The sequence below is a fragment of the Pseudoduganella umbonata genome (assembly GCF_014192225.1).
GTDB lineage: Bacteria > Pseudomonadota > Gammaproteobacteria > Burkholderiales > Burkholderiaceae_D > Rugamonas > Rugamonas umbonata.
Window position 1 is genome coordinate 533,313 of the sequence record NZ_JACHXS010000003.1, and the last position, 26,732, is coordinate 560,044.

Annotated in this window: 31 protein-coding genes; 22 read left to right on the top strand and 9 right to left on the bottom strand. The window is 64.9% G+C overall.

The window, feature by feature from the left end:
• The first annotated feature begins 202 nt into the window (after positions 1 to 202).
• Positions 203 to 1,126, top strand: a complete 924-nt coding sequence (locus FHS02_RS10975; protein WP_137313453.1) for a hypothetical protein — start codon at positions 203 to 205, stop codon at positions 1,124 to 1,126.
• A gap of 259 nt (positions 1,127 to 1,385) precedes the next feature.
• On the opposite strand, the gene FHS02_RS10980 is transcribed toward FHS02_RS10975, so the two are convergent.
• Genes FHS02_RS10980 through FHS02_RS11010 form a run of 7 tightly spaced genes read right to left on the bottom strand, consistent with a single transcriptional unit; the run spans position 1,386 to position 7,746 of the window.
• Complete coding sequence (locus tag FHS02_RS10980; RefSeq protein WP_137313454.1) at positions 1,386 to 3,476, bottom strand: flagellar biosynthesis protein FlhA; 2,091 nt, start codon at positions 3,474 to 3,476, stop codon at positions 1,386 to 1,388.
• Positions 3,473 to 4,606 (bottom strand): EscU/YscU/HrcU family type III secretion system export apparatus switch protein, encoded by a 1,134-nt coding sequence (locus tag FHS02_RS10985; protein WP_137313455.1) that lies wholly within the window; start codon positions 4,604 to 4,606, stop codon positions 3,473 to 3,475. Before FHS02_RS10985 ends, FHS02_RS10980 begins: the two co-directional genes overlap by 4 nt.
• Positions 4,599 to 5,393, bottom strand: coding sequence for a flagellar biosynthetic protein FliR (fliR, locus tag FHS02_RS10990; RefSeq protein ID WP_137313456.1), 795 nt, complete (start codon positions 5,391 to 5,393; stop codon positions 4,599 to 4,601). The genes FHS02_RS10985 and fliR overlap by 8 nt, the downstream gene beginning before the upstream one ends.
• Positions 5,394 to 5,402: 9 nt before the next feature.
• On the bottom strand, positions 5,403 to 5,675 hold the full coding sequence (gene fliQ, locus FHS02_RS10995) for a flagellar biosynthesis protein FliQ (protein ID WP_137313457.1): 273 nt from the start codon (positions 5,673 to 5,675) through the stop codon (positions 5,403 to 5,405).
• A gap of 18 nt (positions 5,676 to 5,693) precedes the next feature.
• Positions 5,694 to 6,509 (bottom strand): flagellar type III secretion system pore protein FliP, encoded by an 816-nt coding sequence (gene fliP / locus FHS02_RS11000; protein ID WP_137313458.1) that lies wholly within the window; start codon positions 6,507 to 6,509, stop codon positions 5,694 to 5,696.
• Complete coding sequence (locus FHS02_RS11005) at positions 6,506 to 6,883, bottom strand: FliM/FliN family flagellar motor switch protein (protein WP_217496963.1); 378 nt, start codon at positions 6,881 to 6,883, stop codon at positions 6,506 to 6,508. Before FHS02_RS11005 ends, fliP begins: the two co-directional genes overlap by 4 nt.
• 5 nt (positions 6,884 to 6,888) lie before the next feature.
• Entirely contained in the window at positions 6,889 to 7,746 is an 858-nt protein-coding gene (locus tag FHS02_RS11010) for a FliM/FliN family flagellar motor switch protein (RefSeq protein WP_137313459.1), read from the bottom strand.
• Positions 7,747 to 8,288: 542 nt separating this feature from the next.
• On the opposite strand from FHS02_RS11010, the gene fliE reads away from it, so the two are divergent.
• From fliE to FHS02_RS11095, 17 genes are all read left to right on the top strand, one after another.
• Complete coding sequence (gene fliE, locus FHS02_RS11015; RefSeq protein ID WP_137313460.1) at positions 8,289 to 8,654, top strand: flagellar hook-basal body complex protein FliE; 366 nt, start codon at positions 8,289 to 8,291, stop codon at positions 8,652 to 8,654.
• Positions 8,655 to 8,730: 76 nt separating this feature from the next.
• The gene (gene fliF, locus FHS02_RS11020) at positions 8,731 to 10,512 is read left to right on the top strand and encodes a flagellar basal-body MS-ring/collar protein FliF (protein WP_137313461.1); all 1,782 of its coding nucleotides are present in this window, start codon (positions 8,731 to 8,733) and stop codon (positions 10,510 to 10,512) included.
• 1 nt (position 10,513) lies between these two features.
• On the top strand, positions 10,514 to 11,542 hold the full coding sequence (locus tag FHS02_RS11025) for a flagellar motor switch protein FliG (protein WP_229422581.1): 1,029 nt from the start codon (positions 10,514 to 10,516) through the stop codon (positions 11,540 to 11,542).
• Positions 11,539 to 12,234 carry a flagellar assembly protein FliH gene (gene fliH, locus FHS02_RS11030; RefSeq protein WP_137313463.1) on the top strand — a complete coding sequence of 232 codons (696 nt, stop codon included), beginning with the start codon at positions 11,539 to 11,541 and terminating at the stop codon, positions 12,232 to 12,234. Before FHS02_RS11025 ends, fliH begins: the two co-directional genes overlap by 4 nt.
• Positions 12,231 to 13,541 (top strand): flagellar protein export ATPase FliI, encoded by a 1,311-nt coding sequence (fliI, locus tag FHS02_RS11035; protein ID WP_137313464.1) that lies wholly within the window; start codon positions 12,231 to 12,233, stop codon positions 13,539 to 13,541. Before fliH ends, fliI begins: the two co-directional genes overlap by 4 nt.
• Positions 13,538 to 13,972 (top strand): flagellar FliJ family protein, encoded by a 435-nt coding sequence (locus FHS02_RS11040; RefSeq protein WP_137313465.1) that lies wholly within the window; start codon positions 13,538 to 13,540, stop codon positions 13,970 to 13,972. Before fliI ends, FHS02_RS11040 begins: the two co-directional genes overlap by 4 nt.
• A gap of 107 nt (positions 13,973 to 14,079) precedes the next feature.
• The gene (gene fliD / locus FHS02_RS11045; RefSeq protein WP_137313466.1) at positions 14,080 to 15,468 is read left to right on the top strand and encodes a flagellar filament capping protein FliD; all 1,389 of its coding nucleotides are present in this window, start codon (positions 14,080 to 14,082) and stop codon (positions 15,466 to 15,468) included.
• Positions 15,469 to 15,495: 27 nt separating this feature from the next.
• Positions 15,496 to 15,885: a flagellar export chaperone FliS gene (gene fliS / locus FHS02_RS11050; RefSeq protein ID WP_137313467.1), complete on the top strand. Its 390-nt coding sequence runs from the start codon at positions 15,496 to 15,498 to the stop codon at positions 15,883 to 15,885.
• An 88-nt stretch (positions 15,886 to 15,973) separates the two neighbouring features.
• Complete coding sequence (locus FHS02_RS11055) at positions 15,974 to 16,189, top strand: hypothetical protein (protein ID WP_229430062.1); 216 nt, start codon at positions 15,974 to 15,976, stop codon at positions 16,187 to 16,189.
• Positions 16,186 to 17,388, top strand: coding sequence for a flagellar hook-length control protein FliK (locus tag FHS02_RS11060; RefSeq protein WP_137313469.1), 1,203 nt, complete (start codon positions 16,186 to 16,188; stop codon positions 17,386 to 17,388). Before FHS02_RS11055 ends, FHS02_RS11060 begins: the two co-directional genes overlap by 4 nt.
• A 7-nt stretch (positions 17,389 to 17,395) precedes the next feature.
• Positions 17,396 to 17,890: a flagellar basal body-associated FliL family protein gene (locus FHS02_RS11065; protein ID WP_137313470.1), complete on the top strand. Its 495-nt coding sequence runs from the start codon at positions 17,396 to 17,398 to the stop codon at positions 17,888 to 17,890.
• A gap of 9 nt (positions 17,891 to 17,899) precedes the next feature.
• On the top strand, positions 17,900 to 18,694 hold the full coding sequence (locus FHS02_RS11070) for a FliA/WhiG family RNA polymerase sigma factor (RefSeq protein ID WP_137313471.1): 795 nt from the start codon (positions 17,900 to 17,902) through the stop codon (positions 18,692 to 18,694).
• Between the two features lie 31 nt (positions 18,695 to 18,725).
• Entirely contained in the window at positions 18,726 to 19,619 is an 894-nt protein-coding gene (gene motA / locus FHS02_RS11075; RefSeq protein WP_137313472.1) for a flagellar motor stator protein MotA, read from the top strand.
• Entirely contained in the window at positions 19,603 to 20,577 is a 975-nt protein-coding gene (locus FHS02_RS11080; RefSeq protein ID WP_229422582.1) for a flagellar motor protein MotB, read from the top strand. The genes motA and FHS02_RS11080 overlap by 17 nt, the downstream gene beginning before the upstream one ends.
• Positions 20,578 to 20,583: 6 nt before the next feature.
• Positions 20,584 to 20,886 carry a flagellar biosynthesis anti-sigma factor FlgM gene (flgM, locus tag FHS02_RS11085; protein ID WP_137313474.1) on the top strand — a complete coding sequence of 101 codons (303 nt, stop codon included), beginning with the start codon at positions 20,584 to 20,586 and terminating at the stop codon, positions 20,884 to 20,886.
• Between the two features lie 22 nt (positions 20,887 to 20,908).
• Positions 20,909 to 21,328 (top strand): flagellar export chaperone FlgN, encoded by a 420-nt coding sequence (flgN, locus tag FHS02_RS11090; RefSeq protein WP_137313475.1) that lies wholly within the window; start codon positions 20,909 to 20,911, stop codon positions 21,326 to 21,328.
• Positions 21,328 to 22,101, top strand: a complete 774-nt coding sequence (locus tag FHS02_RS11095) for a glycoside hydrolase family 73 protein (protein ID WP_229422584.1) — start codon at positions 21,328 to 21,330, stop codon at positions 22,099 to 22,101. The genes flgN and FHS02_RS11095 overlap by 1 nt, the downstream gene beginning before the upstream one ends.
• Positions 22,102 to 22,275: 174 nt before the next feature.
• On the opposite strand, the gene FHS02_RS11100 is transcribed toward FHS02_RS11095, so the two are convergent.
• Positions 22,276 to 22,899 carry a PEP-CTERM sorting domain-containing protein gene (locus tag FHS02_RS11100; protein ID WP_175424775.1) on the bottom strand — a complete coding sequence of 208 codons (624 nt, stop codon included), beginning with the start codon at positions 22,897 to 22,899 and terminating at the stop codon, positions 22,276 to 22,278.
• A 178-nt stretch (positions 22,900 to 23,077) separates the two neighbouring features.
• Positions 23,078 to 23,788 (bottom strand): flagellar basal body P-ring formation chaperone FlgA, encoded by a 711-nt coding sequence (gene flgA / locus FHS02_RS11105; protein ID WP_137313477.1) that lies wholly within the window; start codon positions 23,786 to 23,788, stop codon positions 23,078 to 23,080.
• Between the two features lie 134 nt (positions 23,789 to 23,922).
• On the opposite strand from flgA, the gene flgB reads away from it, so the two are divergent.
• The 4 genes from flgB (at position 23,923) to FHS02_RS11125 (ending at position 26,730) form a co-directional block, all read left to right on the top strand.
• The gene (flgB, locus tag FHS02_RS11110) at positions 23,923 to 24,285 is read left to right on the top strand and encodes a flagellar basal body rod protein FlgB (RefSeq protein ID WP_137313478.1); all 363 of its coding nucleotides are present in this window, start codon (positions 23,923 to 23,925) and stop codon (positions 24,283 to 24,285) included.
• A 106-nt stretch (positions 24,286 to 24,391) separates the two neighbouring features.
• Complete coding sequence (flgC, locus tag FHS02_RS11115) at positions 24,392 to 24,808, top strand: flagellar basal body rod protein FlgC (protein ID WP_137313479.1); 417 nt, start codon at positions 24,392 to 24,394, stop codon at positions 24,806 to 24,808.
• 2 nt (positions 24,809 to 24,810) lie between these two features.
• Complete coding sequence (locus FHS02_RS11120; RefSeq protein ID WP_137313480.1) at positions 24,811 to 25,515, top strand: flagellar hook capping FlgD N-terminal domain-containing protein; 705 nt, start codon at positions 24,811 to 24,813, stop codon at positions 25,513 to 25,515.
• A gap of 12 nt (positions 25,516 to 25,527) precedes the next feature.
• On the top strand, positions 25,528 to 26,730 hold the full coding sequence (locus FHS02_RS11125) for a flagellar hook protein FlgE (RefSeq protein ID WP_137313481.1): 1,203 nt from the start codon (positions 25,528 to 25,530) through the stop codon (positions 26,728 to 26,730).
• Positions 26,731 to 26,732 lie beyond the last annotated feature (2 nt).

Consider the following 26,732-nt stretch of genomic DNA (forward strand, 5'->3'; position numbering starts at 1 on the left):
GATGACGTCCAACCAGATGCTGCTGCAAGCCGGCACCGCCATGCTGAAGCAGTCGAACAGCCAGGCTTCGCTGGTCATGTCCCTGCTGCAGTAATCGCTACGGGGTTCGCCGGTCCCGGCTAGAAAAAGGGGGCCGGCGGCGCACAGGGCCAACCGCATGCCGGTTGGCTTTTTTTTTATTCACGCATGATAAGCTGGTGCAATGGCCATCGACCGAATTTCCCCTTCCAGCGCGGCGCTGACGATTCCCGAGCGGGTCGCCCGCGAGCGGCCCGGCCAGCAGCAGCCGGCACCGGCGCCGGCGCCGGGCGGGACGCCGATGGAGCGCTTCGACCCGGCCGTGCCAGCCGCAGTCGGCGCATTGCTCGAGGCGATGGAAGGCAGGCTGGCCGCCGGATCCCAAACACCGGCCGTGCTGGCCGGTGCGCTGGCCGCCGAAGCGCTGCTGGCCGATGCCGCGTCGATGCAGCCGAACCAGCTGTTCATGGCGCGCCAGCTGGTGTCCCATGCGCCGGAGCCCTCGGCCATGGCCGCTTCGTGGATGGCGATGATCCGCACCTATGCCGAACAGCGCAATGCGCTGCTGGCGCAGGCCCACGGCAGGCACGTGCCCGCCAGCCTGTTCCTGGCCGAGGGTGCTCCGCACGTATTGCGCGGCGCCCGCCTGCCGGCGCAGCTGGTGTCGGAACTCGATGCCTGGCGCTTTGCCGTGTATGCGTGGGGTGCCGAAAAGCTCGTGCTGCGGGTCGTCACCCTGCAGCCGGACGATGGCGACGATGCGACGCAGCCGCGCCAGCAGCCGCGCGTGGCCCTGCGGCTGGAAGTCTACGTGGCCGAGCTCGGCAAGGTGGTACTGCAGATGGAACCGGCAGCGGGCGGCACCTTGCTGGACATTGGCGCGGCGCAGGCCGGCGCACTGCAACACATGCGCACGCTGCTGCGCGAGATCGGCGACATTGCCCGGCGCTGCGGCGTTCACCTGCTGCGCGTGCGGCTGGCGCGGGAACTGCCGGCGCCCGGCCACGCCCAGCCCGGCCGCATGCAGGTCGCCATGCTCGGGGCGCCGCTATTCAAGGCAATCGCCGAAATGGCCGTGCTGCTGTCGCGGCCGGCCCCGGTAATGTAATGCCCAGGTGCTGGCCAGCACCGTTCAGCAGGCGTGGAGCAGGCTCCACGAAACCCCTTCCCCAGGTCCTGGCTGGCAGGCCAGCACCGTTCCGCAGGCGTGGAGCAGGCTCCACGAAACCCCTTCCCCAGGTCCTGGCTGGCAGGCCAGGACCGTTCCGCAGGCGTGGAGCAGGCTCCACGAAACCCCTTCCCCAGGTCCTGGCTGGCAGGCCAAGACCGTTCCGCAGGCGTGGAGCAGGCTCCACGAAACCCCTGCGTCACCCCACCGTGCCGATGATCGAGACTTCGCGATTTTCCGGCACTTCGTTATACGACAGCACGTGCAGCCCCGGTGCAAACAGCCGGGCGTAGCGCGCCAGCAGCGGACGGATCTGCGGCAGCACCAGCAGCAGCGGCGGCGTGCCCTGCTGCTTCATCTGCTCGCGCGCGACCGGCATGTTCACCTGCAGCTGGCCCAGCAGGTGCGGGTCGATCGGATAGTTGTCCAGCACTACCTTGCCGGACTGGCGCGCCTGGTTCAGTGAACCCAGCAGCATGTTTTCCAGCTCGCCGCCCAGGTTAAAGGCCAGCAGCTCCTTCCTCTGGCCGAACAGCGCGGACACGATCTGCCGTCGCAGCGCGCAGCGTACCTCGGCCGCCAGCAGGATCGGGTCCTTGGTGGTTTCCGAACTGTCCAGAAGCGTGGTGGCGATCGGCACGATATCCTTCAGTGACACGTTCTCGGCCAGCAGCACGCGGAACACGCGCAGCAGCTGCGTGTGCGTCAGTGCCTTGTCGAGCGAAGAGCCCAGCTTCGGCGCCAGCGCGGTCAGGCGTTCCACGACCGCGGCCACGTCGTCGTGCCGGAACAGCTCCGGCAGGTATTCGCGGATCAGCTTCGACAGGTGCGTGGCGATCGCGCTGGGCGCTTCCACTACCTGGTAGCCGAGGCCCAGGGCCTGGGCCTTGTCGCCAGGCTCGATCCACACGACCGGCATGCCATAGGCCGGTTCCACGCCCGGAATACCGTCGATCTGGCCATACAGGTTGGGCGACGGGATCGCCATCAGCCGGTCGGGAAATACCTCGGCCTGGGCAATGACCGCGCCGCCCAGCACCACCGAGTACTGCGACGGCTTCAGGCCCAGGTCGTCGCGCACGCCGATCGGCGGCAACACCAAGCCCATCGCTTCGGACAGGCTTTGCCGCACGCCGCGCACCCGTTTCGTCAGGACCTCGCCATGCGCCTTGTCGACCATGCCGACCAGCTTGTAGCCCAGCAGCACCTGCAGCGGATGCACGATCGGCAGGCTCTGCCACTCCAGTTCCGGCGTCTTGTCCTCGCGCAGCACGGCCTCGATGGCTTCGAGGCCCTTCGTATCGGGTGGCGCGACACCGCGTTGCTGCATGCGCCAGCCGACATAGGCAAGCGCGCCGCCGAACGACAGGAACGGCAGCCACGGCATGCCCGGCACCACCCCCATGATCACCATTAGGCCGGCGGCCGAATACAGCACGCTCGGATTGGCCAGCAACTGGGCGCTCACCTCTTCCTCGAAGTCGCCCGCATCCGATACGCGGGTGACGATGATCGCCGCCGCGGCCGACAGCAGCAGCGCAGGAATCTGCGCCACCAGGCCGTCGCCGATCGTCAGCAGCGCGTACTGGCGGAACGCGTCGCCGAAACTCATGTCCTGCATGATCGAGCCGATCGCCACGCCGCCGACCAGATTGATGATCAGGATCAGGATCGAGGCGATCGCATCGCCGCGCACGAACTTCGAGGCGCCGTCCATCGCGCCGTAGAAGTCCGCTTCCATCGCCACCTCCTTGCGGCGCAGCTGGGCCTTGTCCTGGTTGATCAGGCCCGCGTTCAGGTCGGCGTCGATCGCCATCTGCTTGCCGGGCAGCGCATCGAGCGTGAAGCGCGCCGACACTTCCGAAATCCGCTCGGCGCCCTTCGTGACGACGGCGAAGTTGATGATCATCAGGATCACGAACACCACCAGGCCGACCACGAAATTGCCGCCGATGACGACGTTGCCGAAGGCCTCGACCACGGCGCCGGCCGCATGCGTCCCCTCGTGGCCGTGCAGCAGCACCACGCGGGTGGACGCCACGTTCAGCGTCAGCCTGAGCATCGTGGTGGTCAGGATCACGGTGGGGAAGACGGAGAAGTCCAGCGGGCGCTTGGCCTGCACCGACACGAGGATCACGATCAGCGACAGCACGATATTGAACGTGAACAGCACGTCCAGCAGGATCGGCGGCAGCGGCAGGATGATCATCGCCAGGATGGACATCACGAACAGCGGCGTGGCGAACTTGTGGCGGCGCAGTTCGGCCACCAGGGAGTTCAGGAAATTCATGTTTCGGAAGCCTCACTCATCGATGTTGGTACCACAATCTGGTCGGGGAACGCCGGCCGGGCGGACCTGCCGCCGGTACGGAATGCCTTCATCTGGAACACGTAATGCAGCACCTGCGATACCGCCTGGTACAGCGGCACCGGGATCTGCTGGTTGACCTGCGCGGTATTGTAGATGGCACGCGCCAGCGGGGCCAGGCGCAGCACCTCGATATCGTGCTCCTCGGCGATCAGGCGGATGTACTGGGCCAGCTCGTCGACGCCCTTGGCCACCACGAACGGCGCCTCGGCGCGCTTGTCGTCGTACTTCAGGGCTACCGCATAGTGCTCGGGGTTGACGACCACCACGTCCGCCGTGGGTACCGTCTTGCGCGCTGCGCGCTGCGACATCGCCCGCTGCAGCTGGCGGATCCGCGCCTTCACTTCGGGCCGGCCCTCGCTGCTCTTGTGCTCATCCTTCAGGTCCTGCTTGCTCATGCGCTGGTTCTTGGCAAAGAAGAACGCCTGCGCGGGCACGTCGAGGATGGCGAACAGCACGAAGATCACCACCATCGCCATCACGCCGTCCAGCATCAGCGCCGCACCGTCGACCATTGCCGACTGCAGCGGCATCCCCTGCAGCCGGGTGTACTGGTGGAGCGTGGAACGCGCCGTGTGCACCAGCACCGCGATCAGCACTGTCGCCTTGGCGATCGACAGCCCCAGCTCGAAGAAATGCTTGCCGGAGAACAGCCGGCCCAGGTTGGGGACCGGATTCATCTTGGAAAACTTCGGCATCAGGTTCTTCGAGCTGAACACCCAGCCACCCGGCAGCAACGAGGCCAGCACGATGAACAGGGGCACCACGAACAGCGGCGCCACCATCTTCACCAGCAGGATGCTGGCTTCGTAGAACACGTCCGACATGGCGTTCATCAACACGTCGCCGCTATCGAGCCCGACGAAGCTGGCCGCGAAGATCGCGCGGAAATGGGCCAGGTAATCGGGCAGCAGGTAGACGAACAGGCGCAGGCTGACCAGAATGCCGATCGCGGTCGCCAGATCCTTCGAACGGGTGACCTGCCCTTCGTCGCGCGCCTTCTTCAGCTTCTGCTGTGACGCCTTCTCGGTCTTGTCGCCGCCCTCAGCCATTGCGCCTGGCCTCCTCCGCCGTCATCTGCTGCCGGATCATTTCCAGCACCTGCGCCGACATCCGCGTGTAGTGGTCGGGAATGAAGCGCACCACCTGCCCCAGCATCAACAGGCCGAACAGCGTGATCACCGAAAACCCCAGCGAGAACAGGTTCAGCGAGGGCGCCACGCGGTTCAGGAAGCCGAAACCGATCTGCACCACGACCGTCGAGAACACCACCGGGATCGCCAGCAGCATCGCCGCGGAAAAGATCCACGCCACGTTCCAGGCCACGGTTTGCAGCAGCAGCGGACCGAAGCCGCCGTCCGGGGGCCATGCCTTGAAGCTGGCGCCGATCACGTTGATGATCACCAGGTGGCCGTCGATGGCGAAGAAAACGATAATCGCCAGCATGTTCAGCAGCGTCGATACCACGTCCGACGACGTGCCGTTCAGCGGGTCGTTCATCACCGCCATCGAAAAGCCCATCTGCGACGAGACGATGTAGCCCAGCACGCCGATCACGGACATCGCGAAGTAGAACGCCAGCCCCAGCACGAACCCGATGATGCCCTGCTCCACCGTGGCCACCACCATCGCCAGCGTAAACGGGTCTTCGACAATCTGCGCCTTGCCTGTCACCGGCAGCATCATGACCGCGATCGCCACCGAGACGAGCACGCGGATCATCACCGGCACCATCGCGTCGCCCAGCACCGGCGCCGCCGACAGCAGTGCCATCGAGCGCACGAACGGCCACCACAGCGCGTTCAGCAGTGGCAGCAGGTTGGCAAGGACCTGTTCCATCCTGCCGGGTCAGCCGACCAGCGTGGCCGCGCGGGTGAAGATCGACACGCAATAGTCCATCAGGTAGCCGGCCATCCAGCGCCCCGTCATGATGATGGCCAGCAGCGTGATCAGCAGCTTGGGCAGGAACGACAGGGTCTGCTCGTTGATCTGCGTGGCGGCCTGGAACAGCGCCACGACGAGGCCCGCGGCGAGGCCGGGCACCACCAGCACCAGTACCAGCACCATCACGATGTTCAGGGCCTCGACCACCAGGTCGACGGCCACGTCGGGCGTCAGCATTGTTTTCCCTGTGATTACCTAATACGCCTGGATACTCGTGACCAGCGTGTTCACGGTCAGTGTCCAGCCATCGACCAGCACGAACAGCAGCAGCTTGAAGGGCAGCGAAATCACCAGCGGCGACAGCATCATCATGCCCATCGCCATCAGCACGGAGGACACCACCAGGTCGATGATCAGGAACGGGATGAACAGCATGCAGCCGATCTGGAACGCCGTCTTCAGTTCGGAAAGCACGAAGGCCGCCAGTTTCACGGCGAAGCCGTGCTGCATCGGATTGGCCACGTTCTGCTCGCCCGCCAGCGTGGCGATCTGGCGCAGCGCGGCCTTGCTGGTCTGGGCCAGCATGAAACGGGACACGGGTTGCTCGGCGATCTTCAGCGCATCCTGCAGGCCGATGCGGTCCTGGTCGTACGGCACGAACGCGTCGCGCCAGACCTGGTCGCCGACCGGTTTCATCACCAGCACGGTGAGGATCAGGGCGATGCCGGTGATGATCCGGTTCGGCAGGCCCTGCTGCAGGCCGAGCGCGGAACGCAGCAGCGACAGCACGATCACGAAGCGGGTAAAGCTCGTCATCATCATGACCATCACGGGCAACAGGCCCAGCAGGGTCATGATGACGAGGATCTGCATCTTCACCGACAGGTCGGTGCGCGCGCCGGGCACCACCCCTGCCAGCAGGTCCGGCGTATTGCCGCCCTCCTGGGCGAATGCCAGCACGGGCAGCGCCAGCGCGAGGAATGCGGCGATGCCGGCCGCGGCGGCCGGCCTGTGCAGTTTACCGATGACCGGCACGAGAGCGGCCTGCGCCGTCGCGCTCACCCTCGTCATGAAGTCATCATGTCGAGATTGAGTCCGTCCAGGTCGATCACTTTCAAACCATAGTTCTCGCCCGCCACCACCACCTCGGCCCGCCCGATCGCGGTGCCGTTCACCTTGATGACCAGCGGTTCGCCGGCCAGCGCGTCGAGTTCGACCACGCTGTCCGGGCCGATGTTCATCAGGTCCTGCAGGGAAATGCGCGCCGAACCCACCTCGAGAGTCAGGGTCACGGGAATCTTGCGCATCATCTGCGGCAAATCGCGGCGCGGCGCACGCGGCGCGTGGGTGAAGTCATCGGCCAGTTCGCCGGCCACCGGTTCGATGATCATTTCTTCGGTGTCGTCGAGCAGCGCATCGTTGTTGCCGTTTGCGTTCACGTTCATCATAGTCATTCGATGTCTTCAAAAGAGGTCAGGCACAGCTTTCCCTTGTGCTCCGTGACCGCGGCGGTATACAGCCGCGAATCCTCGAGCATCACGTCCGCCCTGTGCAGGCTGATCGGAATCACATCGCCGATCCTCAGGTCGAACAGCGCGCCAAGCGTGACTTCCTTGCTCACCAGCTGCCCGGCAAGCGTCACCTGCAGCCGCTGCGCCAGCGGGGCCACCGGCTTCGCCTGCCGGCCCGTGGTCGACTCCCGTCCCGGCACCAGCGCGCGCAGGACGTCGGATATCAAATGCTTATCCAGTGCAAACCATACCTTGCCCGCCAGTTCACCGGCGCGCACATTCATCGTCACGACCCAGGTGCCCTTTTCGGGCTGGCCGCCGGCAGTGGCCGCCGCGGGCGGCAGCGGCGCGCCAAGCGGCTGGCCGCCCGGCACGCTGGCGGCGATGCGCGAGGCCACCACATGGGCCAGCTGTTGTCCAAGCGCAACACCAAGGCGTTCCTCCGTGGCGGTCACGCGCACCTGGCTGGCATCGGGCGCCGGGATGGCACCCTTGCCGGCGCCGTAACGCTGGTCCAGCGCGGCCAGCAGTATCGGGCGATCGATCGCAAACCCGATCACGCCGGTGCCGGCCGCGAAATATTGCCAGCGCATGCGCGGCTCGCTGCCGCCCAGCTGTGAAAAACCGACGTGCTCGACCTCCGTACCGCTCCAGTAACGCCTGCTTGCAGGCTGGCGCAGCGCGGCGGCCAGGTCGTCGCGCAGCTGGGCGGCGAACTGCGGCAGGCGGTGCACCGGGCGGCCCAGCAGGCTCGGATCCAGTACCTGGTGCGGTGCGGTGGTGGTTAGCATGGTCATGGTCTTGTTTTCCTCTGCACGCCACATCGTAGCGCAAATGTGCGCAAACACCACAATGGGGCCGTGCAGGCGCGTAGCTTACCCGAATTCGCCGCATATTGCCACGCAACAATACCCGCGCACGATTGAAATGCCCCTTTACAGTGTTGTTTCCACGCGGTAAGCTTCTTTCTATCGGGCGCCAATTAATGCTGCTGGACAGCAAATACCCGGGATTTAACGGATTGGTGCTTAGTGCATGATTTTTAACGAGTTTTGCCACGATTTCAAGTTTCTTACATTCGGAACAACGCAGCGCGACTAATCGTTCCCGACCAATAACAACCGAGTGACCCATTTAAAACGGCCATGCTTTTTTTAACCGCCGAGGCGGGAAAAGAAAATCGGGAGTTTTTCTCAGTGAGTATCAAGTTGCAGCGCTGGCGACCGATACCCACAAGCAAGCCGGCAGCAAGAATTGATGATGTTAAGCAATTTTTGAAGGTTGACCCCGCGCCGGCGGCAGGACGAAGTTCAACGTTGTATTCAAGTGGAGATGGCAGATGGCAAATGATTTCGCCGGCATGATCAAGATGGACCTCGCGGCACTGACCAACGCCGCGTCCGATCTCGCCGCACAGGCAGGTTCGATCGCACCGGCCGCACAGTTCGGCGCGCAAGGCGCCGGCGCCGGCGCCGGGCAATCCGGTGGCTCGTTCGCGCAAGCGATGATGAGCGCTGTCTCCAGCGTGAACGCGGCCGACCGTGCCGCGGGTGAAAAAATGGCCGATGTCGACGCCGGCCGCAGCGACGACCTGGTGGGCGCCATGCTGGCCAGCCAGGAAGCCAGCCTCTCGTTCTCGATGCTGATGCAAGTCCGCAATAAAGTGATGGGCGCCGTCGACGAGCTCATCAAGCTGCCGTTGTAATTGGCTGACGCTGAATTTAGCCGACGCTGCATTCGCCGTTCTCATCCTGCCTTACCTTCTCTGCTGAAAGTCCGACGTGATCGACACCCTTAAGTCCGCTTTTGGGCGCGTGCGCGGCAATGGCGCGCCCGCCTTGCCCCCTGCCCTCGTCAAGAACCTGTATCCGATGCTGCTGCTGGCTGTCGGCGTCACGGCCATCGTGCTGATGTTCCTGTGGAAAGACCAGTCCGGCTACAAGGCCGTTTTCGGTGCCCGTGAAAAAGTCGTGGCGGCCGACATGATGACCGTGCTCGACGCCGAAGCGGTTCCCTACCGCATCCATCCGGAAAGCGGCCAGGTGCTGGTGCCCGAATCGATGCTGGGCAAGGTGCGCATGCTGCTGGCGTCGAAGGGCGTGACGGCGCAGCTGCCGGCCGGCCTGGAACTGATGGACAAGAACGATCCGCTGGGCGTGTCGCAGTTCGTGCAGGACGTGCGTTTCCGGCGCGGCCTGGAAGGCGAACTGTCGCAAAGCATCATGACCCTGGATGCGATCGCTTCGGCCCGCGTCCACCTGTCGATCGCCAAGTCGACGTCGTTCGTGTCGTCCGATGGCGAAAAGTCGTCGGCCGCCGTCGTCATCGGCCTGAAGCCGGGCCGCAACCTGTCGCCGGAACACATCGCCGCCGTGGTCAACATGGTGGCTGGTTCCGTCGCCAGCCTGGATCCGACCCGCGTCAGCCTGGTGGACCAGGCCGGCAACCTGCTGAGCTCGCACGTCGACCTGTCCGACGGTTTCGATGCGAATGCGGCCGGCAACGAAGGCCAGAAGCGCATCCAGGACGAGATCAAGAACAATGTGCGCGGCCTGCTGGGTCCGATCGTCGGCGACGACAACTTCAAGATCAGCGTCACCGCCTCGGTCGACAACGACAAGGTCGAGGAAACGGTCGAGAAATTCGGCGAAGCGCCGAAGGTCACCAGCGAAGCGATGCGCGAAGAGCAGGACCGCAACCGCATGGTGATGGGCGTGCCGGGCACGCTGTCGAACCGCCCGCCGTCCGAAGCAGCCCCGGCCGCTCCGGACGCCGCTGCCGATGGCGCCGCCGGCGCACCGGCCCAGCAGCCCGAGGGCACGGCCCGCAAGAACGCAACCACGCGCCAGTACGCCTACGATCGCAGTATCGTGCAAACCAAACGCGCCCGTGGCCGCCTGGAACGCCAGAACGTGGCGATCGTGCTGGCGCAGGCTGCCGCCGCCGATCCGAAAACGGGCTGGAGCGCTGCCGAGCTGGCCAATGTGGACAAGGTGCTGCGCAACGGCCTGGGCATCAATGAGGAACGCGGCGATACGCTGGTGGTGTCGGCAATGCGCTTCCCGGCCAAGGCGGCACCGGTGCAATGGTGGGAAGAGCGTGACAACATCGTCGATATCGGCGGCTGGGTCAGCTACGCACTGGCTGCACTGCTGGGTTACTTCCTGATCCTGCGACCGTTGCTGAAACTGCTGACGAACCGCCTGGCCCCGGCTGCTCCGGTACCGGTCGCGCTCGATACCCGCAGCGGCAAGGAACGCCGCGCCGGCGACGCCGCCGCCCTGCCGGGCAGCGTCGAAGCACTGCCGGCCGGCAGCGCCGCACCGGCTGCGCTGGGCGCCTCCGGTGTCGACGCGAACGGTGCCGCGATCCTCCCGGCGCTGGCCGACGGTGGCGCCGCCGGCATTGCCGTCCAGCCGCTGCTGGAAAACTATGATCTGCCGCCTGCCGGTTCGCCGGTCGATGTGATGGTCGATCACCTGAAGGTTCTGGCCGAGAAAGAGCCGGAACGTGTTGCGGAAGTCGTCAAACAGTGGATGCAGAAAAATGGCCGAGCTCAATAACATGAACGCGAATCTGAACGATCTGGCACCGATCGAAGGTGCAACCCTCTCCCCCGTCGAGCAAGCGGCCATCGTGCTGCTGTCGATCGGCGAGGAACAGGCGGCTGCCGTGCTGCGCTGCCTGTCGCGCGAGGAACTGCTGGAAGTGACGCAGGTCATGTCGCGCATGAGCGGCATCAAGGTCGAAGCCGTGAAGAACGCGATCCAGACCTTCTTCGACGATTACCGCCAGCAGTCCGGCGTGCACGGCGCCTCGCGGCAATACCTGAAGCGCTCGCTGGACCTGGCGCTGGGCGGCGACATCGCCAACACCGTGCTGAACAACATCTACGGCGACGAACTGCGCCCGAAGATGGCGCGCCTGCAGTGGGCGTCGCCGAAGTGGCTGGCCGACTACATCGCCAACGAACACGTGCGCATCCAGGCCGTGTTCCTGGCCTTCCTGCCGCCCGCGCTGGCCGGCCAGATCATCGACGGCCTGCCGGTCGAAGGCCGCGACCTTGTGCTGCTGAGCCTGGCTCGCCTGGACGAGATCGACCGCGACCTGCTGGCCGAGCTGGACGAACTGGTCGACCGCTGCCTGGCGTCGTTCGACATGCAGAGCACCAGCATCGAAGGCGTCAAGCAGGTCGCCGAGATCCTCAACCGCCTGCCGGGCAACCGCGCCCAGGTCGTGGAACTGCTGCGTGCGCACGATCCGTCGATCGTCGAGCAGATCGAGCTGTCGATGTACGACTTCCTGATCCTGGCGACGCAGACCGAGGCCGTGCTGACCCGCATCATCGAGGAAGTGCCGCTGGAACAGTGGGCCATCGCGCTGAAGGGTGCCGAGCCGTCGATCCGCGACGCGGTGCTGAAGACGATGCCGAAGCGCCAGGCGCAGGCGTTCGAAGACATGATGCGCCGTGCCGGCCCGGTGCCGTCGTCGCGTATCGAGGCTGCCCGTTCGGAAATCATGGCCACCGTCAAGGCGCTGGCCGATTCCGGCGAAGTCGAAGTGCAGCTGTTCGCCGAGACGGTGGTCGAATGAAGCAGTTCCGCCCCTATCGCTTCCCGCCGCTGTCGCACCACACGCCGCCCGCGGCGCGTGGTGACGGCACCGGCACGCCCGATCCGGCCGCATGGCAGGCGTCGATCAGCGAGGGATTCGAACAGGGCCAGCGCGACGGCTACGAGATCGGCCTGCAGCGCGGCCAGGAAGAAGGCTTCGAAGCCGGCCGCGTGCAGGGCATCGCCCAGGGCCGCGAAGAAGGCCGCGCCGAGACCACGGTCGCCCTCGACGAGCTGGCCCGCCCCATCGACGCGATGCTGAGAAGCCTGAAGAAGCTGCGCAGCGACTACCGCGCCGCGCAGCGCAAGGAAGTGGTGGACCTGGTGGCCAAGGTGGCGCGTTCGGTGATCCGCGCCGAGCTGGCGCTGCAGCCGGTGCAGATCATGGCCCTGGTGGATGAAACGCTGGCGTCGATGCCGCCGACGCGCGACGACATCGACGTCTACCTGAATCCGGAAGAATTGAAGCGCGTGTCCGAACTGGACCCGAAGCGCGCCAAGAAGTGGAACCTGATCGCCGATGCCGGCCTGGACGCGGGCGAATGCCGCATCCGCGCCGGCGACAACGAAGTCGATGCCGGCTGCACGCAGCGCCTGGCCGCCGTGATGGACCAGGTGGACCGCCAGCTGCAAGCCGCCGACAGCGGCGATGACGACGAGGGCGAAGAATGATCGCGGACGCACTGCGCAAGCTGGAACTGGATGCGGTGCCGATGGCTACGCCGACCGGCCGGCTGGTCGGTGCATCCGGCCTGCTGCTGGAGGCGGTCGGCTGCCCGCTGCATACGGGCCAGCGCGCCCGCATCGAAACGGTCGACGGCCAGTGGCTCGACGCCCAGGTGGTGGGCTTTCGCGACAAGGTGTCGTACCTGATGCCGTTCAAGAAGGCCATCGGCCTGCAGACGGGCGCCCGCGTGCTGCCCCAGCAGGACAAGGTCACGCTGAAGATCGGCCAGGGCTGGCTGGGCCGCATGGTCAACGGCCTGGGCGAGCCGATCGACGGCCTCGGCAAGCTGACCGGCGAGCACGAGCTGGACATGCAGCCACCGCGCGTCAATCCCCTGCGCAAGAAGCCGGTGCACGAACCGCTCGACGTGGGCGTGCGCGCCATCAACTCGATGCTCACCCTGGGCAAGGGCCAGCGCGTCGGCCTGATGGCCGGTTCCGGCGTCGGCAAATCGGTGCTGCTGGGCATTATCACGCGGCAGACCGTGGCCGACGTGGTGGTCGTGGGCCTGATCGGCGAACGCTCGCGCGAGGTGCGCGAATTCGTCGACATGTCGCTGGGCCCGGAAGGCCTGAAGAAGGCCGTGCTGGTGATCGCGCCGGCCGACGAGTCGCCGATGATGCGCGTGATGGCGACCGAGCTGTGCCATACGATCGCGGCGCATTACCGCGACCAGGGCAAGAACGTGCTGCTGCTGGTCGATTCGCTGACACGCTACGCGATGGCGCTGCGCGAAGTGGCGCTCGCGCTGGGCGAGCCGCCGGCCACCAAGGGTTATCCGCCGTCGGTGTTCTCGAACCTGCCGCAGCTGGTGGAATCGGCCGGCAATGGGGAACACGAGAACGGCTCGATGAGCGCCATCTACACGGTGCTGGCCGAGGGCGACGACCAGCAGGACCCGATCGTCGACACGGCGCGCGCGATCCTGGACGGCCACATCGTGCTGACCCGTTCGCTGGCCGAGCGCGGCCATTATCCGGCGATCGACGTCGGCCAGTCGATCAGCCGCTGCATGAACGGCATCATCAGCAAGGAACACATGCTGGCGGCGCGTTCGCTGAAGGCGGCGATGGCCAAGCACGACCGCGTGCGCGACCTGATCCCGCTGGGCGCTTACGTGCCCGGCGCCGATCCGGTCACCGACCGTGCCGTGCAGCTGAACCCGCATATCGAAAACTTCCTGTGCCAGGGCACAAAGGAAGACGCGCCCTATACCGGCTGCGTGGAAGGACTTGAAAGGTTGATGAAATGACGGACCGCCTGCTGATCCAGAACCTGACCTCGCTGGTCGCGCTGCGCAATACCGAGCTGGAAAAGCTGCAGGCCGCGCAGGCCGCGAAAGTGGCCACCGCCGAGCGCTACAAGAAAAACCTGGAGCGGCTGCACAGCCTGGCCGTCAACAGCGGCGCGTCCGGCAGCCTGCCGATCGCGCTGGCGGCCAATTGCGGCGACTACAAGCAGGCCGTGCTGGCGATGGCGGACAGCCACCGGCTCGACCTCACGATGCACGAGGCCGACATGGCCGTGTCGCAGCGCGCGCTGAACCAGGCATACGTCAAGTGCGAAGTGCTGGGCCAGGTACTGGAAAAGAACGAGAAGGCGCTGGCCGGAAAACAGGCCGTGCAGGAACGTAAAGTCCATGACGACCTGGCAACGCAAGTGTGGCTCCGGTCGCAAAACTGACGCCAGATAGCCGCAAATAGATCCGTACGGAAATAAATTTCATGGGGAACGGCCTTTGGTCGCCTCTCCCCAAGGTACACTCTCAATAATTTCCTCGGAGCACGAAAATGGCCACGTCCGCACCTACCTACGATCCAAAGAGCACGGCAACGCAACTGGCTACCGCCTACATCCAGGGTCGCCAGACGATCCTGACGAACACGAACACCATGGCAACCAGCACCGAAAAGGCGCTGGACACGCTCGGCACGGCACTGTCCTCGTTTGAAAGCGCCATGTCGTCGCTGTCGTCGAAGACCAGCGTGGTGGCCACCACGGCAACGTTCAGCTCGGCCGTGGGCACCGCCACCGCGACACCGGCGGCAGCGGCCGGCACATATTCGTTCTTCGTGGAGCAACTGGCCACTGTCAGCCAGGTCAAGTACAGCGGCCTGTCGGACACCACGCCAATCGCCGAGGCGAAGACCATCAACGTCACGGTGGGTTCGATGTCCTTCGAGGTCAACCTCGCCAGCGCCGACCAGAATGGCGACATGACCCTGTCTGTCAAGGAAATGGCGGTAGCCATCAATGCCGCCAGCGGCAATACAGCCAAGGTCACGGCATCGACGATGACGGTGGGCGGCGTGCAAACGCTGGTATTGACCTCGAACGAGACCGGCGCGGACACGGCGATCAAGATCGAGCCGGTCGATCCGATGGACGGCACCGCGATGACGAACGCCCTGCTGGATACCGGCAATTTCCAGGAGCTGGTGAAAGGCAAGGACGCAATCGTCTACCTGGGCGAGAAGTCGGGCGGCGTGACGATGCAACAGGCATCGAACACGTTCGAAGTGGTCGACGGCGTCTCGATGACGTTCACCAAGGCCCAGGCGCTCAATGAACCGCCGGTGACCCTGAAGGTCGGCACCGACAGCAGCGGCACGGCGACCAATCTGCAAAGCTTCGTCGACGGCTGGAACAAGCTGGTCGGCACGATGCAGTCGCTGACCGCCGCCGGCAGTGCCAGCAGCGGCACGTCGGCCGGCATCTTCCACGCCGATGCCGGCATCCAGGCGCTGTACACGCGCATGCAGTCCCTGCTGCGCACGCAGGTCGACGGGCAGTCCCTGGTCACCTTCGGCATCGCGGGCAACCGTGACGGCACGATTTCGCTGGACACGTCGCGCCTGAACAAGGCACTGGCCGCCAACCCGGCGGCACTCGACAAGATCATCGGCAGCACCAGCTCGACGGCACCGAGCGGCGTGCTGGCCGGCCTGGACAAGCTGATGGACGGCTGGACCAACTCGACCAGCGGCCAGCTCAACAAGCGCCGCGATGCCAATACGCAGCTGCAGGACTCACTGCTGGAGCGGCAGACCCGCCTCGATACGCAATACGAATCCGCCTACATCCGCTACCTGAACCAGTTCACGACACTGCAGACGCTGCAGGCGCAGATGGAAGGCACTACCTCAATGTTCGACGCCATGTTCTCGAATGACGACTGACGGGCGTCAAGTCTTAATGGTGACTACATGATGAATAATGATGCCTATGGCGAGTACTACGCCACCAACCTCGATGCGCAAACCGCGCGCGCTTCGCCGGTGGAGCTGGTCCTGGTGCTGACCGACGGCCTGCTCGAGGAGCTGGCCCGTGCGCGCGGCCACATCGTCGGCCGGCGCTTCGAGCAAAAGGCCATCAGCCTGGACAAGTGCACGCAGATCATCAACGGACTGTCCAGCTCGCTGGACTTCGACAACGGCGGCGAAGTGGTTGCCAACCTGGGCCGGCTGTACGATTACTGCGCCGCGCGGCTGTACCGCGCCGGCATCGATCTCGACCCCGCCATCATCGATGAAGTGGTCGGCCTGCTGTCGACGATCAGGCAGGGCTGGCTCGGCGTGCAGGCCAAGCATGGCTAGACAAGCACTACTGCTGCGGCTGGCACGGGAAGTCGCTGCCGCTACGGCCGCGGCGGACTGGACTGCGCTTGCCGCGCTGGATTGCCAGATGGCTTCGGTCCTGCCGGCCATGGCCGCGCAGGGCGCGTGGACGGCGGCGGAACGGGCCGCCCTGGCCGCGCTGCGCCAGCAGCACCGGGAAGCCGTACAAAAGGTCGGCGCAACGAGCGCCGGACTGGCCGTGCACTTGCAACAGATGAATACCCAGAAAGAGGGCTGGCTGGCCTATGCCCTCGACAATGACTTTGCCGGAATCCAAGCATGATGATCAATACCCCTTCCGCGCCGGGTGGCGCGGCCGCGGCGCCGAGCGCGCTGCCTGGCGTTGCCCTTGGCGACGCCGCCTTCGCTGCAACCCCTGCCCCGGCCGAAGGAACGCCTGCCGGCACGGCTGAAGGCGCCGGCCTGCCCGCGCTGTTCGCCCAGATGCTTGACTTCGCCAGCCTGGCGGCCCCGGCCGGAACGCCCGCGGTTGCGGCGAACAGTGGCCAGCCCGCCGACGAAGCCGCCGACACCGGAACGGATCTGGAAACCGACGCGGGCATGCCGCTCGCCGCAATGATGACCACGTTGCCCTTCGCCCTGCTGCCGGGCGCCCGGGCGCAGCTCGCCCCGGCCGCGTCGGCCATCACGGCAACCGGCACGCTGCCGGGAGCCGCGAACAATGGCCAGCCTCGCGGCGCCACGCTGCTGGGCACTGCCGCCGATGCGATCGCCAACGCGGCCGCCTCGTCCGCCGCGGCAACGCCGCTGGCGGCACGGCTGCTGCAAGGCGCCCTGCCCGCCGGCGACGCGGCGGCGCCGCGGGCCGATGCGCGCCAGCCCGCGGCTTCCACCGGCAGCGGCACGGCCACGCCGTCCGGCGCTGCCGCGCCGGCGACCGTGCTGGCCGCCCAGGATGGTACTGCCCAGCCGGGCAACGATGGACAGTCCGGCCAGCCGCAGGGCGATGGCCAGGCAACGTTCCGCGGCGTGATGGCGGCCGCGGCACCGGCAGCCGGCGCACCCGCCGACACGGTCAAGCTTGTTGGCAATCCTGACCAGTGGCAACAGCCGTTGCGCGCCGCACTGGGAGATCGTTTGCAAGTTACCCTTCAGAAAGGGAACGATCAAGCCGTTAATCAGGCTGTGATTCGTTTGGAGCCGCCCAATCTGGGCAGCATCGAAATCTCGATCCGCCAGAGCGCCGGTGCGCTGCACGTCAGCATGTCGGCCACCAACAGCGAAGTCGTGCGCCAGCTGAACGCGGTGGGCGATTTGATGCGCCAGGATCTGTCGCAACGCCAGCAAGGCGATGTGGCCGTGACGGTTTCGCAAGCTTCATCGCGCTCGCTGGCAGACAGCGAAGGCCGCGGCCGCCAGCCCGAGCGGGAAGCAGAGCAACAGCGTGAACAGCGCGGTCCCGGCCGCGCGCTGAACGAGGGCGACGATACCAACACCACCTTCGCGATGCTGCGGGAGTAACCGTTAAATGAACAAGAAACTGATTCTCATCATCCTCGCCGTGGCATTGATCTGCGGTGGCGGTGCCGGCGCCGCCGTCTGGTTCCTGGCGTCGCCGAAAGCCGATGCCGCCGAGGCGGACCACGGCGACGAAGAAAAGAAACCCAAGAAGAAGAAAAAGAAGCACGACGAGGAAGAAGCCGGTCCGGTCAAGTACCTGACGGTCGACAAGGTCATCGTGATGATGCGCCGCTCGCCGAACGAGGCCGTGCCGCACTACTTGTCGGCCGACCTGGTGGTGGCCGCGCCGGTCAAGCTGGAGAAGGAAGCCAAGGAACACCTGCCGCTGCTGCGCAGCGTGGCGGTACGCACGCTGTCGGCCCTGCCGATGGAAAAGGCGCAGGCGATGACGATCGACGAGTTCGCCGAGATGCTGAACAAGGCATTCGAGGAACAGTATGAAAACGACGAGCGCGAACAGCCGTTCAAGGAAGTCATGATCGGCAAGCTGATCCTGGAATAAGGAGCCGATATGGTCTATGCAGCAACCGACTCCTCCGCCGGGAATTACGGCGGCGGCTATGCCGACACCCATGGTGAAAACTACGGCGAAAGCTATGGCGAAAGTTACGAAGTGCGCGCAGCCGCGCAACCGCTGTCGCCAGCGGCGGAACAGAAGCACCTGATGTCCTATGCGCCGCTGGTGAAGAAGATCGTGCGCCAGCTCAATTCGCAGGTAGGCGGCGCGATCGACCGCGAAGACATGGAACAGATTGGCCTGATGGGCCTGCTCGAAGCGCTGCGCCGCTATGGCGAACCGGACGCCGCCTTCGGCAGTTTTGCCAGCCTGCGCATCCGTGGCGCGATCCTGGACGAGTTGCGCCGGCAGGACTGGCGGCCGCGCGCGGTGCGCCAGCAGAGCCACAAGCTGCGCGACGGCGTACGCGCACTGACGCGCAAGCTGGGCCGCGAGCCCAGCGAGCAGGAAGCGATCGCCGGCCTGGGTATCACGGCCGAAGAATACATGGCGTACCAGCTCGACGAGAACGCCGAGGTGATGGCCAGCTTCGACGACCTGCTGCAGGAAGGTGGCGCCGACGGCACTGCCGGCAGCGCGCCGAGCCCGGAAGAGCAGCTGATGGTGCGGCGCAGCCTGGAACAGGCGCTGAACGGCCTGAACGAACGCGAGCAGCGTGTGGTGCAGATGTACTACGAGTTCGAGCTCAGCTACAAGGAAATCGCGGCCGTGTTGGACCTGACGGATGCGCGCGTGTGCCAGCTGAACAAGGCGGCGCTGAACAAGATGAAAGCCGTGCTGCAGGGTTGACCCGCCGGCACCCCACGTAAAGGAATTCACCATGCAGCAAATTGTCGGCCTCCTCATTATTTTCGGTAGCGTCTTCGGCGGCTACATCCTGATGGGCGGTACATTCGCCGCCATCTGGCACCCCATCGAGATCCTGGTGATCGCCGGCGCCGGTGCCGGCGCGCTCGTGCTGGGCAATCCCGGCCACATCCTGCACGAGCTGGCACACCAGCTGAAAAAGATCATCGTGCGCAAGAAATACGATTCCGAATTCCAGCGCCAGCTGCTGCTGCTGATGTACGAACTGCTGCAGCTGGCCGCCGGCGGCCTGAAGGCGCTGGACGCGCACGTGGAAGCGCCGAAGGACAGCGCGATCTTCCAGCGCTACCCGTCCGTGCTGGAAGAGCAGAAGCTGCTGGCGTTCATCGTCGACAACTTCCGCCTGATGGCCATGGGCAAGATCAATGCGCATGAACTGGAAGGCGTGCTTGAGCAGGAACTGGAACTGATCCACGAAGAACTGACGCAGCCGGCCAAGTCGCTGGGCAAGATCGGCGAGGCGATGCCGGGCTTCGGCATTCTCGCGGCCGTGCTGGGCATCGTGATCACGATGGGTACCGTGGGCGGCGGCGCCTCGTCCGGCGAGATCGCTGAAAAAGTCGGCGCGGCGATGGTCGGTACCTTCATCGGCATTTTCCTGTGCTACGGCCTGATCGACCCGATCTGCAACATGCTCAAGCAGCTGGTGGGCGAGGAAGCCGGCGCGCTGGAATCGGTGAAGGTGGTACTGGTGACACACGTGTCGGGCAAGCCGCCGCTGCTGGCGATCGACGCCGGCCGCCGCCTGGTGCAGCTGAACACGAAACCGAGCTTCGCCCAGCTGGAAAGCTGGATCAATGCGATGGAAAGTGGCGAAAGTGGAGGCGGCCGTGCAAAAGCCGCATGAGAAACACCATGAAACCACGATCGTCAAGCGCAGCGGCGGCAAGCATGCGCACGACGATCACGGCGGCGCCTGGAAAGTGGCGTTCGCGGACTTCTGCCTGGCACTGATGTGCCTGTTCCTGGTGTTGTGGCTGATGGCGGCGCGCAACACCGAGAGTCTTGAACAGATCCTGACGGAATCGGACGGCAACCGGGCCGACCAGGGCAAGGGCGTGATGCCGCAATCGGTGGGCGGCCCGCGCGGCAGCCTGATCGAACGCTTCCCGATGCCGCGCACCGGCAATTCCGATGTGCAAGGCAAGGCAGAGGAAAGCACCAAGCAGAACCCGCAGCAGGCGCCGGCGAAGGTGGCCTACGAAACGCGCGAAGACCTGGCCCTGCTGGCCAAGGCATTACAGCAGATGAGCCACGATGCTGGCCTGAAGAGCAACCTCGAATCGGTGATCACGCCGTATGGCTTGCGTGTCATGTTGCACGATACCGACAAGCAAGGCATGTTTGTGCGGGGTAGCGCGATTCCAACGGGCAAGTTCCAGGCGCTCCTGCGTAAAATGGGACCCTTGTTCGCACAAATGAAAAACCAGATGCTGATCGTCGGCCATACGGATTCGTTACAATACGAAGATATCAGCCACGCCGCGTTCTCCAACTGGAACCTGTCGGCGAACCGCGCCATGTCCGCGCGGGCTCAACTGCTTGCCGGCAGCATGCCGGCCGACAGCGTGCTGCAGGTGGTCGGCATGGCCGACCGCGCGCCCCTCGACACGAAGCATGTTAGGGCCGGGATCAACCGACGCATCGAGCTGCTGATCCTGACGAGCAGCCAGGCCAGCGCGATTGCCGGCATGTTCGGCATGCCGGGCAATACCGAGGCCATCGCACCGGGTGTCGACACGGAACTGCCGGATGCAGGCGAACTGAGGCAGCTGCGCGACAAGATACTGCCGGCTGGAGGGTAAACGGACATGGCGATTGAAACCAAGGCAAGAGGCCAACGTATGCGAATTTCCAGTGGAACCCCGGGCGTGATGCCGGTCCAGACCGTCACCGAAACCGCCCCGGCAGAGGCACCGAAGGCAGCCGCCCCGGCGGCCAGCGCGGCCCTGCAATCCTCCGTGCTCCAGCCCGCCGTGCAGGCGCTGAAGGAGATGCCCGACTTCGACCACGCCAAGGTGGCCATGTTGCGCGACGCGCTCGCCAAGGGCGAGCTGCCGTTCAATGCCGGCAAGCTGGCCGGCGTGATCCAGCGTTTCCACGGGGGCCAGTGACGTGAACGCAGCGGTAAGCAGCATGACACGCCAGGCGGCGATGACGCAGTTGCTACAGGGTATTGGCGACGACATGGCGGCCTACCCCGCCTTGCTCGACTTGCTGGCCCAGCAGTTCGACGCGGCCATCCGCCATCAGCAGGAGCGGCTGGGCCAGCTCGCCGCCGAGATCGGCGCACTGGTCGACACGCTGGAAATCCGGCGTGCCGCCCGTGTCGCGCTGGCCACGCGGCTGACGGGTGAGAATCCGTCGATGACGCAGGTATTCACGCTGCTGCGTCCCGAACCGCGCGCCCGGCTTGAAGCCGACTGGAGCGCGCTGGAACAGATGGTGCTGGCAGCCAAGGCGGCCGGCAAGCGCAATGGCGACCTGCTCGCCGAACAGTTCACGATCATGCAGCGCGTGCTGCATGGCGACAACCAGACCTACGAGCCTGCCTGATGACGTTCCCGACGACGTTCCCGACCATGTCCACCCAGGCCACCGCGGCTACCATGTCGAACATGACGTCGGCGCGCCCTGCCCTGCCTGCCACCTTCGCCGGCGGCGGCGCCGGGTTCTCCTCTGCCTTCCAGGCCGTGCAGTCCGATGTGGCAAGCTTCATCGCCGAAGGCGGTGGATCGTCGCTGGGCGGCCCGGATAATGCGGCATCGCAGGCGCCGCTGAGCGCCGACGGCGCCGCGCTGCGCGCCCGGCTGGCCGGCCAGGCGATCGGCGGTACCGGAACGGTCGACGACGGCGGCATCGACGGCGACGCCCAGCAGCAATTCCTGGCAACCATCCGGCCGCACGCTGAGGCGGCAGCGGCAAAGCTGGGCGTTTCGCCGGATATCGTGGCGGCCCATGCCGCCCTGGAATCCGGCTGGGGCCAGCGCCCGCTGCGCAACGGCACCGTGGATAGCAACAACCTGTTCGGCATCAAGGCCGGCAGCCAGTGGCAGGGCGACGTGGCGGCCAACGTCACCACCGAATACGAACACGGCGCCGCGGTGAAAAAGGTCGAAAAGTTCCGCAGCTATCCGGACCAGGCCACCGCGTTCCGCGACTATGCGGATTTGCTGGCCTCCAACCCGCGTTATCAGACAGCACTTAACGCCGGCAATGACGCCCATGCGTTCGCCAGCGGGCTGGCGCGCGGCGGCTATGCCACGGACCCGGCCTATGTGCAAAAGCTGTCGAAGCTGGCGGCAAGGATCGCGCGGACCGATTACTGACGGTATGCAAAGACGCAGGCATGAACGGATGCATTGATAAGCGGATGCATGGATAAGCGCATGCATAAATAAGCGCATGCATAGATAAGCGCATGCACAACCATCAGTGCAGGCAAAACGACAAGGGGCGGTTCCCAGCGGGACCGCCCCTTTTTCATGCCGATCGCAGGACGATCAGCTCTTGCGGCGGCGGCGTGCCAGCACCGTCACGCCCAGGCCTGCCAGCAGCATCGCATAGGTTTCCGGTTCCGGAATTGGCGACGTCACGCGGTCGCGCTCGAACAGGGTCAGGTTCGAGAACTCGGGATTCGCTCCATTGTTACCGACGGTCCACAGGATCTCCCAGGTGCCGGGCAGCGTTTCGGTTTCGCCCGGATTGATGGTCTGATCGTCGAACAGCCAGGCCCCGCCCTGGTTGCCGGCATGGATCGCGAACACGAGATCGAGCGTGATGATGTCGGAGCCGGTATTGGTGACGGACCAGGTGCCGCTGGTACCGCCGGGGGCTTGCTCGAACGTGAACGTCAGCGGGCTGGTATCCGGGAAACCTGCGCTCTCGTACTTGGCGAGCAGGTCGAAGTCGCCCGTACCGAAGGCATCGAACGCCGTACCGAAGCCGCTCGTATCGCCGTTCGGGCCCGCATGCGGATTCCAGCCGGCCTCGTAGGCAAACGCGTCGGCCGCCTGGCCGTCCAGCGTGACGTCGGCCGCGCTGGCGCTGCCGATTGCAGCATGAGCATTGAACGCAAAGGCCAGGACGGCTGTCGCAGCAGCCAGTTTCTGTGCTAACAGTTTCATTTTTATTTCCCCGTTGTAGATCGCCGGAATCCCCGGCACCGGCATACCGAAAGTCGGCATACGCAGTCTACTCTAGCAGGGAAATATTAAAATAAAAACAAAATTAACTGAATATTGATAGTCGCTAAGTGGCTGATTTTAATGAAAATAAATGTTTATTGCCGACATGACTGCGCAGTTACTCTGCGGGTGCGACCTGCCCCATGTCGGTGACCCTGGCACGGATCGTGATGCCGCTGGCATTCTTGACGCGGATGGTGGCGCCGCGCCCGCCGCCATCGAGGGCCTCGCCCGCCATGCTGACCTCGATCTGCTCGTTTTTTGCCACGATGCGCACGGCATCGCCGCGCTTGACCAGCGTGGGAGCGACCAGCATGTTCTGCCGCAATACATCGCCCGCGCGGACCGTCCGGCGCGTGGCCATGTCCTGGACCAGCGTCAAATCCGAGAAACTGTCGGGCATGCCGCTGATATCGTGGCGCTCCAGCAACAGGTCCTGCGGCGAGAGAATTTTCCCTGTTGATAAGTCAGTTGCCGCGACAGCTACTTTTGCCGAAATCTTCGCGCGCGTGACGAATTCGTAGCGCCAGCCGCCCCGGTCTGGACAGATTGCCACGAAACGCATGCGCGCCGGCGTGCGCACGTCGGCCGGTTCCACTCTGGGTGGCTGGGTGCACGCACCGATCGGCCTCGAGTTGCGTGCGACCTCGACGGTGAACTGCGGATCGACCCAGTTTGCCAATCCGGCATGCCTTTCCAGCTGTTCCTGCGCAGCCTGTTGCACCTTGGCGACAAGCTGCTCCGGCGTCACCACCGCTGCCGTTGAAAACTTGATGGTGCCAACGAGCAACAGAAGGAAAAACCGGGTTACAATGCGTTTGTTGAACATGGGCAACACCTTACACATGGGCTTACGTGGGCTTGTCTGGACGACTGGACAGTCTGCAATGTTTCATGCCAGCCGGCGCCATTTTACATGCCCCCTCATGCCGCGTAAGGCCGGACGCCTCACAGGGAGAATCAATGGGAATCAATTTCAAGGATGCCACCGGCGTACATGCCGATGCGCTTCACCTGCGGGCGGAACGCACCCGCGTCCTGGCGTCGAACATCGCCAACGAAAGCACGCCGGGCTTCCAGGCCCAGGATATCGACTTCGCCGCGTCGATGGCACAGCTGCGCGCGCAGGACGAAGGCGGCCTTTCGCTGCTGAGCGACAGCGACCCGCTGTATCGCGTGCCGTTCCACCCGACCACCGATGGCAATACCGTCGAGATCGGCGTCGAGCAGGCAGCGTTCTCGCAGAATGCCTCCGACTTCCAGACCAGCCTCACGTTCGTGAACATGAAGCTGCGCGGCTTGGCCAAAGCCATCAATGGGCAATGACGCGAGCCGTCGAGGCGCGCGAATTAATTTCCGCAAGTCATGGTGAGTTTGCCATTCAGAAAGCCGGCGGCACGCCGATAACCCGGACAGCCCAGCAGGAGGATCAATGAGTTTCAAGGACATTTCGCAAATCGCGGGTTCCGCGATGGCGGCGCAGACGGTGCGCCTGAATACGGTGGCATCGAACCTGGCCAACGCCGATTCCGTTTCCGGCGACGAGAACGACACGTACCGTGCGCGCAAGCCGGTATTTGCCGCGGTGATGAATGAAGGTACCAACGCGGCTTCCGGCAGCCGCGTGCAGGTGCTCGACGTGGTGCAGAGCGCCGAGCCGTTGCGCAAGGTATACGAGCCGGATAACCCGATGGCCAATGCCGACGGCATCGTGTTCTACCCCAACGTCAACCAGGTGGCCGAGATGACGGACATGATGTCCGCCTCGCGCGCCTTCGAGACGAATGTCGAAGTGCTGGGCCGCATCCGCGGCATGCAGCAATCCCTGCTGAAACTGGGCGAAAGCTGATCATGGAAACTAATTTCTTCACCAACCCGGCGAGCGCGGCCGGTGCCGGCACGGCCGGCAGTACGCCGGCGGCCAACGGTACCAGCGAAACCCAGCAGATGTTCACCAAGCTGCTGGTGGCGCAGATCCAGAACCAGGACCCGCTGTCGCCATCGGATCCGTCGCAGTTCGTGCAGCAGCTGACCCAGCTGTCGCAGACCGAAGCAATGCAGAGCCTGGCTTCGCTGACCAGCAACAACGCCGGCATCCTGCAAAGCATGCAGGTGCTGGGCCTGGGCGCCCAGGTGGGTTCGGACGTGATGGCCAGCGCCACCGCCGTGCAGCTGGACGGCGCAAAGGTGGGCGGCGCGGTCACGCTGGGCTCGAACAGCAGCAAGACGACGATGGTGCTGACCGGCACCGACGGCGTCGCCCATGAACTGGCACTGGGTCCGCTGGCCGCGGGCAGCACGCCATTCTCGATCGATCCGACGGCGATGGGCTTGCCGGCGGGTAGCTACAAGATGCAGGTCGTTACTTCTTCGGGCGAAAACCCGCCGGTGGATATCGCCGGCCGCCTGAACAGCGTGCGCCTGGGCTCGAACGGCAGCATTGTGCTGAACATCGCCAACGTCGGCGAAGTGGCACCGAGCGCAATTACCGCTTTCAACGGTAAAACCAACTCCACCGCTGTCGCCGCTGCCGGCGTCGCCAATACCTCTTTGTAACAAGGACCCGCCATGAGCTTCAATATCGCACTGTCCGGCATCCAGGCCGTCAACGAACAGCTGAACAGCATTTCAAACAACATCGCCAACGCCAGCACCTACGGCTACAAGGCGCAGCGCGCCAACTTCGCGTCGATGTACGCGGGCAGCCAGCCCACCGGCGTGCAGGTCGGTTCGACCACGCAGAACATCGGCCTGACCGGCGGCGTGCTGTCCACCGGCCGTTCGCTGGACGCGTCGATCAACGGCCGCGGCTTCTTCGTCAGCAAGACCGGCTCCGGCGAAACCGTGTACAGCCGTGTCGGCATCTTCACGAAGGACGGCTCCGATTTCCTGGTCGACAGCGCCGGGCGCCGCGTGCAGGGCAACCAGCTGACGCCGGGCGTGGAATCGGACGGCGTGCCGGGCGACATCAAGGTGCCGACGCAGACGTTGCAAGCCAAGGCCACGGAGTCGATCGATTTCACCGCCAACCTTTCCGCCGACTGGAAAAAGCCGGCGATCGCGTTCGATGCGGCGGCCCCGGATCCCGCCAGCTACAACATGACGAAAGTGACGCTCGCCTTCGACAGCCAGGGCAAGAGCCATACCATCAGCCAGTATTTCGCCCGCACGGCCGATGACGCCAACGCCGTCAAGGTGTACACGCTGGTCGACGGCAAGGAACCGACCGACGGCGGCAGCATCGACCTGACGTTCGATGAAAACGGCAAGCTGGAGAACGATCCGACCACGCTGGAAATGACATTCACGCCGGCACCGGCCGCCGAGATGGCGATCACGCTGGACTACCTGGGCACCACGTTCCAGGCTGGCGAAGCCACCACCTCGGTCAATATCGCCGACGGCTACACGACCGGCCAGTATGTCGGCGTGGAACTGGCTTCCGACGGCAAGGTGATCGCCAAGTATTCGAACGGCGAGCAGCAGGCCGTCGGCCAGATCAAGCTGGCCACGTTCTCGAACGAAGACGCGCTGATCCCCGTCAGCGACACCAGCTGGACCGCGAACGGCGCCGACATCGGCACCGTCAGCCTGGATAACCCGGGCGCAAGCGTGGCCGGCGCCCTGTCGACCGCCACGCTGGAAGGCTCCAACGTGGACATCACGTCGGAACTGGTGGGCCTGATGGGTTCACAGCGCAATTACCAGGCCAACTCGAAGGTGATCACCACCGAGAACCAGATGCTGCAGTCGCTGATGCAGGCAATGTAAGG